8 protein-coding genes and 2 tRNA genes are annotated in these 12937 nt (G+C 51.1%); 8 read left to right on the plus strand and 2 right to left on the minus strand.

The window, feature by feature from the left end:
• The 3 genes from smc to ilvA are packed head-to-tail and all read left to right on the plus strand — an operon-like array spanning window position 1 to window position 5810.
• A complete protein-coding gene (gene smc, locus PGS38_RS10245) occupies window positions 1-3561 on the plus strand; it encodes a chromosome segregation protein SMC (protein ID WP_118594897.1) in 3561 nt (1186 codons plus the stop codon).
• Window positions 3562-3621: 60 nt separating this feature from the next.
• Window positions 3622-4563: a signal recognition particle-docking protein FtsY gene (gene ftsY / locus PGS38_RS10250; RefSeq protein ID WP_022462735.1), complete on the plus strand. Its 942-nt coding sequence runs from the start codon at window positions 3622-3624 to the stop codon at window positions 4561-4563.
• A gap of 35 nt (window positions 4564-4598) precedes the next feature.
• On the plus strand, window positions 4599-5810 hold the full coding sequence (gene ilvA, locus PGS38_RS10255) for a threonine ammonia-lyase (RefSeq protein ID WP_055219017.1): 1212 nt from the start codon (window positions 4599-4601) through the stop codon (window positions 5808-5810).
• Between the two features lie 124 nt (window positions 5811-5934).
• Here ilvA and PGS38_RS10260 read toward each other — a convergent pair.
• Window positions 5935-6019: transfer RNA gene (locus PGS38_RS10260), tRNA-Leu, on the minus strand.
• A 25-nt stretch (window positions 6020-6044) separates the two neighbouring features.
• Window positions 6045-6129 (minus strand) — tRNA-Leu (locus tag PGS38_RS10265).
• A 203-nt stretch (window positions 6130-6332) separates the two neighbouring features.
• Here PGS38_RS10265 and PGS38_RS10270 point away from each other — a divergent pair.
• From PGS38_RS10270 to PGS38_RS10290, 5 genes are all read left to right on the plus strand, one after another.
• Complete coding sequence (locus PGS38_RS10270; protein ID WP_055218880.1) at window positions 6333-7340, plus strand: deoxyguanosinetriphosphate triphosphohydrolase; 1008 nt, start codon at window positions 6333-6335, stop codon at window positions 7338-7340.
• A gap of 16 nt (window positions 7341-7356) precedes the next feature.
• Window positions 7357-9135 (plus strand): DNA primase, encoded by a 1779-nt coding sequence (gene dnaG / locus PGS38_RS10275; protein ID WP_055228390.1) that lies wholly within the window; start codon window positions 7357-7359, stop codon window positions 9133-9135.
• Between the two features lie 105 nt (window positions 9136-9240).
• Window positions 9241-10383: an RNA polymerase sigma factor RpoD gene (gene rpoD / locus PGS38_RS10280; RefSeq protein ID WP_055228389.1), complete on the plus strand. Its 1143-nt coding sequence runs from the start codon at window positions 9241-9243 to the stop codon at window positions 10381-10383.
• 22 nt (window positions 10384-10405) lie between these two features.
• Window positions 10406-11104 carry a tRNA (adenine(22)-N(1))-methyltransferase gene (locus PGS38_RS10285; protein WP_118594896.1) on the plus strand — a complete coding sequence of 233 codons (699 nt, stop codon included), beginning with the start codon at window positions 10406-10408 and terminating at the stop codon, window positions 11102-11104.
• A 118-nt stretch (window positions 11105-11222) separates the two neighbouring features.
• Entirely contained in the window at window positions 11223-12878 is a 1656-nt protein-coding gene (locus PGS38_RS10290) for a nucleoside kinase (protein ID WP_243037597.1), read from the plus strand.
• Window positions 12879-12937 lie beyond the last annotated feature (59 nt).

A 12937-nucleotide genomic window follows, 5' to 3' on the forward strand; every position in this document is an offset into this window, starting at 1 on the left:
ATGTATCTCAAATCCATTGAAATGCAGGGATTTAAGTCGTTTGCCAACAAAACCATTCTGCAGTTCCACGACGGTATTACCGGCGTTGTAGGGCCGAACGGCAGTGGAAAGAGCAATGTTGGCGATGCGGTGCGCTGGGTGCTCGGCGAACAGAGCGCCAAGCAGCTCCGCGGCGGAAATATGCAGGATGTTATTTTCTCCGGAACCGAGACGAGAAAGCCGCTCGGCTACGCGTCGGTTGCAATTACACTCGACAATTCCGACCACAAGCTGAATGTCGATTTCGAGGAAGTCACGGTGACGAGACGGCTCTACCGCTCCGGTGAGAGCGAGTATCTGATGAACGGCGCATCGTGCCGGTTAAAGGACATCAACGAGCTGTTCTACGATACCGGTATCGGAAAAGAAGGCTATTCCATCATCGGACAGGGTCAGATTGATAAGATTTTAAGTGGTAAGCCGGAAGAGCGCCGGGAGCTGTTTGACGAGGCGGCAGGAATTGTCAAATTCAAGAGAAGGAAGGCCGTGACCGAAAAGAAGCTGGCGGAAGAGCAGCAGAATCTGGTGCGCGTCAACGACATTCTCTCGGAACTGACAAGGCAGTTAGAGCCGCTGGAACGCCAGTCTGAGACGGCAAAGATTTATTTAAAGAAGAAAGAGGAATTAAAGCTCCTCGATATCAATATGTTTCTGCTCGAGATGGAGCGCATCCGGAACGATCTCGCGAAAGTAGAAGACCGGTACCGGATTACAGAAGAGCAGTTAAAGAGCACGAAAGAGGCTTTTGAGCATACGAAGCAGGAGTATGAAAAGCTGGAACAGGAGCAGGAAAAACTGGACCAGACGATTCTTTCTGCGCGCGATCAGGCGGGGGAGAATGCACTGAAACGTCAGCAGCTCGAAAACCAGATCGAGGTGTTGAACGAGCAGATTCATGCATCAGAGAGGAACAGCGACACATTAAGAGAACGTCTGGAGGCGATCCGCGCGGAGAGCCGCACAAAGACGGCAGAAAAAAATACATATCAGGCAGAAAAGGACGGGCTTCATGAAGCACTTCTTGCGTCAGAGACGGAAAAGAGTGAGAAAGAGGCCGCTCTCTCGGAATGCCAGGAGCAGATCCAGGCAGTCGAGCTGCAGAGTGAACAGGATAAGAGCGAAGTCATCGGCCTTCTGAACCAGCGGGGTTCCACGAAGGGAAAAATGCAGCGCTACGATGCGATGCTCGAGCAGATCGGCATCCGAAAGGCAGAATTAAGCCAGAGGGTGCTGCATTTAAAGACGAGCGAGTCCGAACAGAACGGGCAGATGGAAGAACTGCAGAACGCGTTTGAAGCGCTCGAAGAGACGGTAAGCAGCCTGAAACAGCAGTACCAGGAGGCAGATCAGAAGATTACCGCGCTGACGGCGGATCTCTCGAACCAGACGAAAGAGATGGAAGCCGGCCAGACCAATTACCACAGAGAAGCGTCAAGGCTCGAATCCTTAAAGAACATCACCGAGCGGTACGACGGCTATGGAAACAGTATTCGGAAGGTCATGGAGCAGAAAGACCGGAATCCCGGCATCCACGGCGTTGTGGCGGATCTTCTGCAGGCGGAGAAAAAGTACGAGACGGCGATCGAGACCGCACTTGGCGGCAGCATTCAGAATATTGTCACCGACAATGAGGCGACGGCGAAATACCTGATTGAATACCTGAAACGGGGCCATTTCGGCCGTGCGACGTTCCTTCCGCTCACCAGTATGCGCGGGAAAAAAACGCAGGTGAATGAGGATGCGGCAAGAGAAACTGGTGTGCTCGGTGTGGCAAATGCACTTGTTTCGTACGACCCGGTGTATGAGGGCCTTGTGGCACAGCTGCTTGGAAGAACGCTGGTGGTCGACACGATCGACCATGCCATTGTGATCCAGCGGAAATACCGTCAGACGCTCCGCATGGTAACCCTCGAGGGCGAGCTCTTGAGCCCGGGCGGTTCCATGACAGGAGGTTCGTTCCGGAACAACAGCAACCTGCTCGGAAGACGGCGTGAGATTGAGGAACTCGAAAAGAGCGTACAGGGTCTTGCGAAGGAACTGCGGGAAATCCAGCAGGAACTTGAAGAGAAGAAAAATAAGCGGAATGAAATCCGCGATCTCCGCACCGAGCTGAATGAAAAACTGCAGCGGCAGTACATCGAGCAGAATACGGTGCGCCTGAATCTGGAAAAAGCGCGCGAGAAAAAGACGGAAATCCGTCTGGATTTTGAAGCGCTTCAGAAGGAGAGTCTCGAGATTGAAAATCAGATCGCCGAGATTGAGCGGAACCGGAAAGTCATCGGTCAGGAAATGCAGGAATCGGTGGAGCGGGAAAGCACGCTACAGGAGAATATCCAGAAGGCACAGGAGGCGCTTACAGGGCTTCGCCGCCGGGAAGCAGAATATACGAAGGATCTTGAAGAAATCCGGTTAAATTACGCAAATCTGTCCCAGAAGGATGGATTCCTTGCCCAGAACATCCGCCGTCTTGAGGAAGAGACGGGAAAACTGGAAGCGGAAAGCCGCACCATGCTGGAAAAAGCGGCGGAGGAAAAAGACGATGTCAAAAGGAAACAGCAGGACATCGTGGAGATCCAGAAGACGATTGCAGCAGCAGTGCAGGCAAAAGAAGAGGAAGACCGCCGGATTGTGGAACTGCAGGAGAAAAAAGAAGCATTAAGCGCAGATCACAAAGAATTTTTCGAGAAGCGGGATCAGCTCTCCGACCAGATTTCCCTGATGGACAAAGAGTGCTTCCGTCTGAACAGCCAGAAAGAAAAGCTGGAGGAGACAAAAGAGGCACAGACCTCGTATCTCTGGGAAGAGTACGAAGTGACACCGGGCCACGCAAGAGAGTTCCAGATGGAGGAGATTCCGGAGCGCAGTGAATTAAAGCGGCGTGTGCTGGAAGTAAAAGATGCGATCCGGAAGCTTGGCTCTGTCAATGTGAATGCGATTGAGGAGTACAAAGAGATTTCGGAGCGCCACGCCTTTCTCGATGCACAGCACACCGATCTTGTCAAGGCGGCAGAGACACTGCAGGGCATCATCGATGAGCTGGATGCCGGTATGCGCAAGCAGTTCACGGAAAAATTCGAGGAGATCCGGAAAGAGTTTGACCGCGTGTTCCGCCAGCTGTTCGGCGGCGGAAAGGGAACGCTGGAACTCGAGGAGGACACGGATGTACTCGAGGCAGGTATCCGCATCATTTCCCAGCCGCCGGGAAAGAAACTGCAGAATATGATGCAGCTCTCCGGAGGCGAGAAGGCACTGACCGCGATTGCGCTGCTTTTTGCAATCCAGAACTTAAAGCCGTCCCCGTTCTGTTTACTTGACGAGATCGAGGCGGCGCTCGACGATTCCAACGTAACGCGTTTTGCACAGTATCTGCATAAGCTGACAAAAAATACCCAGTTCATCGTCATCACCCACAGGCGCGGTACGATGACGGCGGCAGACCGTCTGTACGGCATCACGATGCAGGAGAAGGGTGTTTCTACCCTTGTTTCTGTCGATTTGATCGAGGGAGAACTGGACAAATAGAAACGAATAAGATACAATACGAAAGAAGTAAGATAGAAAAGATAAAGGGAGGCGAACGGTATGGCGGAGGAGAAAGTAGGCTTTTTCAAACGTCTTGTCAACGGTCTGACGAAGACCCGAGACAGCATTGTAGCTGGAATTGATTCTATTTTCAGCGGCTATTCCAATATTGATGACGATTTTTATGAGGAGATCGAGGAGATTCTCGTCATGGGAGATATCGGCATCAATACAACGACCAAAATTATTGACCACTTAAAAGAGCGGGTGGCAGAAGAGCACATTACCGATCCGGCAGAGTGCAAACAGCTTCTGATCGAGAGCATCAAAAAACAGATGGATGTAGGCGATACAGCCTATGAATTTGAAAACCGGAAATCGGTAGTGCTGGTGATCGGTGTCAATGGAGTCGGAAAAACGACCTCCGTCGGAAAGCTGGCCGGCCTTCTGAAGGATCAGGGCAAAAAGGTTGTTCTTGCGGCAGCAGATACGTTCCGTGCAGCGGCAGGCGAGCAGCTCACGGAGTGGGCGCACCGCGCCGGCGTGGATATCATCGGCGGACAGAACGGAGCAGATCCGGCGTCCATCGTGTACGATGCAGTCGCAGCGGCAAAAGCCAGAAATGCGGATGTGCTGATCTGTGATACGGCAGGAAGACTTCACAACAAGAAGAACCTGATGGAAGAGCTCCACAAGATTTACCGGATTCTGGAAAAAGAGTACCCAGAGGCATACCTGGAAACGCTGGTGGTGCTGGATGGTACCACGGGCCAGAATGCGCTGCAGCAGGCAAGACAGTTTGCGGAAGTGGCAAATGTCACCGGTATCATTCTGACGAAGCTGGACGGAACTGCAAAGGGCGGTATCGCCGTTGCCATCCAGTCCGAGCTTGATATTCCGGTCAAATACATCGGCGTGGGCGAGAGCATCCACGATCTGCAGAAATTTGATGCAGACCAGTTTGTAAATGCACTGTTCCATACATCCGAAGAGAATGCTTAAAAAGACAACAAGGAGAAAAGACTATGGCAGAAGAAATGCTGACACTCCCGAAATTTGAGGAAGCGTCTGAAATTGTAAAAAAAGTAACACAGGAGACCAAACTGGTTTACAGCAAATATTTCAGCGAGCAGACGGGAAATAAAGTCTACTTAAAACCGGAAAATATGCAGCTGACCGGCGCCTATAAGCTGCGCGGTGCCTATTACAAAATCAGCACCTTAAGTGAAGAGGAGCGCGCAAAAGGACTGATCACCGCATCTGCAGGAAACCATGCACAGGGCGTTGCGTATGCGGCAAAATGCTACGGTGCAAAGGCTGTCATTGTGATGCCGACGACCACACCGCTCATCAAAGTAGAGCGTACCCAGAGCTACGGCGCTGAGGTTGTTCTGTACGGAGATGTGTACGATGAGGCATGTGCAAAAGCATACGAGCTTGCAGCAGAGCATGGCTATACCTTTATTCACCCGTTCGATGATCTGACCGTTGCAACCGGCCAGGGAACCATCGCTATGGAAGTGATTCAGGAGCTTCCGCTCGTAGATTATATCCTTGTTCCGATCGGAGGAGGCGGACTGGCTACCGGTGTTTCCACACTGGCAAAACTGCTGAAACCAAACATCAAAGTCATCGGTGTTGAGCCGTCCGGAGCAGCCTGTATGAAGGCTTCTTTTGAAAAAGGCGAGGTAACGACCGTATCTCCTGTCAGCACAATTGCAGACGGTACTGCAGTACAGACACCGGGATCCAAGATTTTCCCGTATGTAAGACAGAACCTGGACGAGATCATTACCGTGGATGATGATGAGCTGATCGTAGCATTTCTTGATATGGTAGAAAACCACAAGATGATCGTCGAGAACTCCGGTCTTCTGACTGTGGCTGCATTAAAGCATCTGGATGTCAAAGGCAAAAAGATTGTTTCGATCTTAAGCGGCGGAAATATGGACGTCATCACCATGTCTTCCGTGATCCAGAACGGACTGATCCAGAGAGACCGTATCTTTACTGTATCCGTTCTTCTGCCGGATAAACCAGGCGAGCTGGTACGCGTTTCCCAGGTGATTGCAAACGAGAACGGAAACGTCATCAAACTGGACCACAACCAGTTCTTCACAACGAACAGAAGTGCTGCAGTAGAGCTCCGCATCACAATGGAGGCATTCGGCACCGATCACAAGAATCGTATCGTCAAAGCACTGGAAGAGGCAGGCTATACACCGAAGATTGTAAGACCGAATCTGTAAGAATAAAAATTGCAGAGAAAATTCTGAAAAAAGGAAAAATAAAAATCAGAGGAGATCCGAAAAAGAATTTCCTCTGATTTTTTTGAGAAGGAAAAAACCCTTGCATGCACAAGGGTTCTCATTCTGCGGAAGATGGGACTTGAACCCACACGATCGCAATGACCACCAGATCCTTAGTCTGGCCTGTCTGCCAATTCCAGCACTTCCGCATGTTATGTAGTTTTTTAAATTTCATGCGGAAGATGGGACTTGAACCCACACGATCGCAATGACCACCAGATCCTTAGTCTGGCCTGTCTGCCAATTCCAGCACTTCCGCATGTTCTTTAAGTTTTTGTCATCTCGCTGACGACAAGATGTATTATAGCACCAGAGTTGTAAGCCGTCAACACTTTTTTTGAAAAAATTTGAAAAATTTGAAAAATAAAAAAGGAAATCGGAATCGGGCACCGAATATAGGAAATAGGAGGACAATGAAAAGAACTGTTACAGGCATATTACCGGGAAAGAGGTGGTCTTCGTTTGAACTTGAGAGAATCGTTTGAAGAACGGGAATTTCAGGAGCTGAGTCCTTATGCGGCGCACAGCCGGAATTCCAGAGGAAGGGACCGATATGAACCGGAGTGTGACATCCGCACCGTCTACCAGAGAGACCGGGACCGGATTCTCCACTCCAAAGCCTTTCGCAGGATGAAAGACAAAACACAGGTGTTTCTCGCTGCGCAGGGCGATCATTACCGGACCCGCCTGACGCACACACTCGAGGTGTCCCAGATTGCCCGCACGATTGCGCGGGCGCTGAATCTGAATGAGGATCTGACCGAAGCCATTGCGCTTGGCCACGATCTCGGACACACGCCGTTTGGCCATTCCGGGGAAGCGGCGCTCAATGCGGTGCATCCCGGGGGCTTCCGCCACGCGGAACAGAGCGTCCGTGTCGTGGAGGTTCTAGAAAAGGAAGGACAGGGCCTGAACCTGACCTGGGAAGTGCGGGATGGAATTCTGAACCACCGCACGGCGGGAAAGCCGTCGACCCTGGAGGGACAGGTTGTGCGTCTCTGCGACAAGATCGCCTACATCCACCACGATATGGACGATGCCATCCGTGCCGGCATTTTAAGCGAGGATGACATCCCGATTACGATCCGCGTCGTCCTTGGCGATACATGCCGCGAGCGGCTCAATACGCTGATCCACGACATTGTGGAGCAGAGCCGCGGAACGGAGTATGTGCGCCAGTCGGCGGAGATTGCCGAGGGCATGCGCATGCTGCGGGAGTTGATGTTCGCGAACGTCTACCGCAACCCGGAGGCGAAAAAAGAGGAGGAGAAGGCAAAAAAGATGCTGATTTCCCTCTACACCTACTACCAGGAGCACCCGGAACAGATGTCCCGCGAGTACCGGAATCTGATCGGGTGCGGCGAGGACAAGACACAGGTAGTATGCGATTACATTGCCGGTATGACCGATCAGTATTCCATGCACAAATACGAGGAGCTGTTCGTGCCGAAAGCCTGGGCGGTTTATTAGATACAGGGAGGAAAAAATGCGATATTCCGATGATTTAGTGGAAGAGATTCGTATGAAAAATGACATCGTAGATGTGATATCCGGCTACGTAAAGCTGACAAGAAGAGGAAGCTCTTACTTCGGGCTCTGCCCTTTCCACAATGAGAAGTCCCCTTCCTTTTCCGTCAGCCCAGGAAAGCAGATGTATTACTGCTTCGGATGCGGAGCCGGAGGAAATGTTTTCACATTTTTGATGGAATACGAAAACTTCACGTTTGTGGAAGCCTTGAAATTTCTGGCCGACCGGGCCGGGGTGGAGCTTCCGCAGATGGAGTATTCGAAAGAAGCAAAGGAGCAGGCGGATTTAAAGAACACGCTGCTGGAAATCAACAAACAGGCGGCGAAATTCTATTATTACCAGCTCCACACCGAACGCGGAAAACAGGGCTACGATTACCTGAAGGGGCGCGGCCTTTCGGATGATACGATTCGAAAATTCGGCCTTGGCTATTCAGATAAGTATGGAAGCCTGCTGTACCGTTTCTTAAAAGAAAAAGGGTATGACGATGAAATCCTGCGTCAGTCGGGCCTTTTTCTGGCGGACGAGGTGCATGGCATGCAGGACAAGTTCTGGAACCGTGTCATTTACCCGATCATGGATGCCAACAGCCGTGTCATCGGCTTCGGAGGCCGTGTGATGGGGGATGGAAAGCCGAAATACCTGAATTCGCCGGAGACAAAGATTTTCGATAAGAGCCGCAATCTCTACGGGCTGCATCTGGCGCGCTCTTCACGGAGAAAAAATCTGATTATCTGCGAGGGCTATATGGACGTCATCTCCATGCACCAGGCAGGATTCAATAACGCGGTAGCTTCTCTTGGAACAGCACTCACATCGCTGCAGGCGGGGCTGATGAAACGGTATACCGACGAGGTTCTTGTGATCTATGACAGCGATGAGGCAGGCGTCAAAGCGGCGCTTCGTGCGATTCCGATGCTCAAAGGGGTTGGTCTTACAACGCGTGTCGTCAATTTGAGACCGTATAAGGACCCGGATGAGTTTATCCAGCACGAGGGCTGCGAAGCGTTCGAAAAACGTCTGGAAGAGGCGGAGAACAGCGTTTTGTATGAGATCCGCATGAAGGAACGCGATTTCGACCTTGCCGACCCGCAGGGCAAATCCGATTTCCTGCATGAGGCGGTGCGTCGTCTCGTTGCAATCGAGGATGAGATCGAGCGGAACAGTTATCTTGAGGCAGTGGCAGGAAAATACGGGATTGCCGTCGAAGTACTGCGAAAGCAGGTCGGTCAGATGGCACTATCAGGAGCCGGAAGGACGGAGCGTGTCAAGCCGCGGAATACAGCCGCAAACAAAAAAGAGAAAGAGGGCGGTGTCGAAAAAGCACAGAAGCTGATGCTGACATGGATGACCTCTTATCCGGCGCTCATTGGAAAACTGGAAAAATATATTACGCCGGAGGATTTTACCACACCTCTTTACCGCCAGATTGCAGAGATGATTGTGCTGCAGTATCACGAGGGCGGGGTGAATCCGGCAAAGCTTTTGAATCAGTTTGTTGATTCCGAGGAGCAGAAAGAAGTTGCAGGCCTTTTTAATGCCAGAATCCCGCTGGAGACAGAGGAGGAAAAACGGCGCGCGCTGCATGATGTGATCTGCAATATGAAAGAAAACAGCATTGCGTATCAGTCGGCACATATGAATGTGACCGATATGGCGGCGCTGCAGAAGCTGATGGCGGACAAAAAGAGCCTGGAGCGGTGGAAAGCAGGGGAACTTCCGGATTTCGCTTTTTAAGGAGGCCTGGATACCAAAGAAAAACCCTGGAATCTTCTGTTCTGCGTGTTTAATTTCGCAGGGCAGGGACAGAATATATACAAGCTATGGAAGGATGGACAGTCAATGGAGTTCGATAAAGCAAAATTTATGGAAAAATTAAAAGAGCTGGTAGCATACGGCAAAAAGAAAAAGAGCGTCCTGGAATATCAGGAAATCAACGACTTTTTCCGCGATATGCCGCTGGATGCGGAGCAGATGGAGAAGGTATTTGAATACCTGGAGGCAAGCGGTATCGACGTACTGCGCCTCTCCGATATGACCGAGGATCCAAATGCGGCAGACCGCGATCTTCTCCTTCTGGACGACGATGACATCGACCTTTCCGAGGAAGAAGAGATCGATATGGAAAACATCGACCTTTCCGTTCCGGAAGGCATCAGCATTGAGGACCCGGTCCGCATGTACTTAAAAGAGATCGGTAAAGTGCCGCTTCTTTCCGCAGAGGAAGAGATCAAGCTGGCACAGAGAATGGAAGAGGGCGATGAGGATGCGAAAAAACGTCTGGCAGAGGCCAACCTTCGTCTCGTTGTTTCCATTGCAAAACGTTATGTCGGCCGCGGCATGCTGTTCCTGGATCTGATTCAGGAAGGTAACTTAGGCCTCATCAAAGCGGTTGAAAAATTCGATTACCGCAAGGGATACAAATTCTCCACCTATGCAACATGGTGGATCCGCCAGGCAATCACAAGAGCGATTGCAGACCAGGCGAGAACGATCCGTATTCCGGTTCATATGGTAGAGACCATCAACAAGCTGATCCGCGTTTCCCGTCAGTTACTGCAGGAGTTAGGCCGCGAACCTACTCCGGAAGAGATCGCAGAGGAGATGCACATGTCTGTAGAGCGTGTGCGTGAGATCCTGAAAATCTCCCAGGAACCGGTTTCACTCGAGACACCAATCGGTGAGGAAGAGGACAGCCACCTCGGTGACTTCATCCAGGACGACAATGTGCCGGTACCGGCAGACGCGGCAGCATTCACCATGCTGAAAGAGCAGCTGGAGGATGTCTTAAGCACACTGACCGACCGTGAGCAGAAGGTTCTGCGTCTCCGTTTCGGACTTGACGATGGCCGTGCGAGAACCCTCGAAGAGGTTGGTAAAGAGTTCAACGTTACAAGAGAGCGTATCCGTCAGATTGAGGCGAAAGCGCTTCGAAAGCTCCGCCATCCGAGTCGTTCCAGAAAACTCAAAGATTATCTGGACTAAGTTTTCAGTCAGGAGAAAAGACATGCAGTTATCAAAAAGACTTTCCGCGGTAGCGGAGTTTGTCACCCCGGGCGGCTGCCTGGTCGATGTGGGAACAGATCACGGCTATGTGCCGATTGCGCTGCTGGAACAGAAGAAGATTTCCTCCGCAATCGCCATGGATGTGAACCGCGGACCGTTAGAACGGGCCAGGGAGCATATCACGCAGTATAACATGGGGGACTACATAGAAACACGGCTTTCCGATGGCCTTCATGCCCTGCAGGCGGGGGAGGGGGATTCTCTCCTCATCGCGGGCATGGGCGGCGGGCTCACCGTAAGGATTTTAAGTGAGGGTGAGCCGCTGCTGTCCGGCTTTGGTGAGCTGATTCTGGAGCCGCAGTCAGATATCGACCGCGTGCGCGCATGGCTGCTGGAGCACGGATTTTACCTTGCACAGGAGAATTTCGTGGAGGAGGATGGAAAATACTATCCGATTCTGCGGGCAGTGCATGGGGAAAAGGAAGATCTGAAGGCGGAGGAGCTTTTCTATGGACCACGTCTTCTGGAAAACCAGAATCCGGTGCTGTTGGAATATCTGCAGAAGCAGCAGAACCAGAACAGAATGCTGATCGGCCAGCTCTCTGGCAATCCGGGGGAGAAGGCGACACAGAGGCTTTGTGAATTAAAAGAAAAAGAGGCAATACTGGAATCTGCGCTTGCGCGGTTCCATACGATGTAACGACAGCGTTTTATCATGAGGAGGCGTGTCTGAAAATTTCAGGTTTTATAATTTTCGGGCGCGCCTTCGTTTTTACTTCTGAATTTTCAGAAAGTTTTGCAAAAAGGAGGAATTACAAGTGATTCAGGTAACAATTGATGGAAAGAAATATGAATATCCGGAAAATTGCTCTTATTATGAGATTGCAAAAGATTTTGAGAAAACGATGGATGCTCCGATTGTCCTGGTGAAGGTGGACGGACGGCTGAGGGAGCTGCACAAGCAGCTGAAAAAAGACTGTGAACTGGAATTTGTGACGACGAAGGATGAGATCGGACATAAAACGTATCAGAGGAGTCTTTCTCTTCTGCTGGTAAAAGCGGTGTATCATGTGGGAGGCTACGATAAGATCCGCCATGTGATGCTGCATTTTTCGGCGGGTTCGGGCTTTTTCTACACGGTGGACGGCGATATCACGCTGAATCAGGAGTTTTTGGACGAAGTAAAAGCGTATATGCATGAACAGGTGGAAAAGGCGGTGCCGATTTATAAGCGGAGTGTCGATACGCACGAGGCGAGAGAACGGTTCCGGCTGCATGGCATGACGGATAAAGACCGCTTGTTCCGTTACCGCCGTGTCTCCCGTGTGAATCTGTACAGTCTCGGGGATTTTGAAGACTATTATTATGGATTTATGACGTATGATACGAGTTATCTGAAGTATTTTGATCTCTATTTATACGATGACGGCTTTGTGCTGCAGATGCCGGAGAAAAAGGCGCCGGAGACGGTGCCGGCGGCGAATCTCTCCCCGAAGGTGTTCCAGGTGCAGCGGGAATCGGAGCGCTGGGGTGAGCAGATGGGAATTTCCACGGTTGCCGACTTAAATGAACGCATCACGAAGGGCAATATTCAGCAGATGATGCTGATTGCGGAGGCGCTGCAGGAGCAGAAGATTGCGAAGATTGCGGAGCAGATTGCGGAAAGAAAGCAGGTTAAATTTGTGCTGATTGCGGGGCCGTCTTCCTCCGGAAAGACAACGTTCTGCAACCGGCTTTCCATCCAGCTTTCAGCGCATGGTCTGACGCCGCATCCGATCAGCCTTGATAATTACTATGTGAACCGGGTAGATACGCCGCGGGATGAAAACGGCGATTATGATTTTGAATGCCTGGAAGCACTGGATATCGAGCTTTTGAATCGGGATATGACAGCACTTTTGAACGGAGAGCGTGTGGAACTGCCGTATTTTAATTTTAAGACGGGCAAGCGCGAGTACAAGGGGAATTTTATTCAGATGAAGGAGACCGATGTGCTGGTGCTGGAGGGGATTCACGGGCTGAATGAAAAACTGACGTGGTCGCTTCCTTCGGAAAGTAAATTCCGGATTTATATCAGTGCGCTGACGCAGATTAATGTGGATGAGCACAACCGGATTCCGACGACGGATGGCCGGCTGATCCGGCGTATGGTGCGTGACAGCCGGACACGGGCGACGTCGGCGAAGGAGACGATTGCGATGTGGCCGTCGGTGCGCCGCGGGGAAGATCGTAATATTTTCCCGAATCAGGAGAAGGCGGATGTGATGTTCAATTCAGCGCTGGTGTATGAGCTTTCGGTGCTGAAGCTGTATGCGGAGCCGCTTTTGTTCCAGATTGAGGAGGGAGAGCCGGAATACCAGGAGGCAAAGCGGCTGCTGAAGTTTTTGGATTATTTTGTCGGAGTGCCGATTGAGGATATTCCCAAGAATTCGATTCTGCGGGAGTTTGTGGGGGGAAGCTGCTTTGATGTATGAGAGGCTGCTTTGCGGGATCTGTGATTTGGGGGATGGACAACAGAGAAAGTTTGTGATAT

It is taken from the genome of Fusicatenibacter saccharivorans (assembly GCF_027667425.1).
Classification (GTDB): domain Bacteria; phylum Bacillota; class Clostridia; order Lachnospirales; family Lachnospiraceae; genus Fusicatenibacter; species Fusicatenibacter saccharivorans.

Excerpts from the sequence above, each read along its gene's own strand:
- smc (WP_118594897.1), top strand. The coding sequence starts at position 1 with ATGTATCTCAAATCCATTGAAATGCAGGGATTTAAGTCGTTTGCCAAC.
- ftsY (WP_022462735.1), top strand. The coding sequence starts at position 3,622 with ATGGCGGAGGAGAAAGTAGGCTTTTTCAAACGTCTTGTCAACGGTCTG.
- ilvA (WP_055219017.1), top strand. The coding sequence starts at position 4,599 with ATGCTGACACTCCCGAAATTTGAGGAAGCGTCTGAAATTGTAAAAAAA.
- dnaG (WP_055228390.1), top strand. The coding sequence starts at position 7,357 with ATGCGATATTCCGATGATTTAGTGGAAGAGATTCGTATGAAAAATGAC.
- rpoD (WP_055228389.1), top strand. The coding sequence starts at position 9,241 with ATGGAGTTCGATAAAGCAAAATTTATGGAAAAATTAAAAGAGCTGGTA.
- PGS38_RS10285 (WP_118594896.1), top strand. The coding sequence starts at position 10,406 with ATGCAGTTATCAAAAAGACTTTCCGCGGTAGCGGAGTTTGTCACCCCG.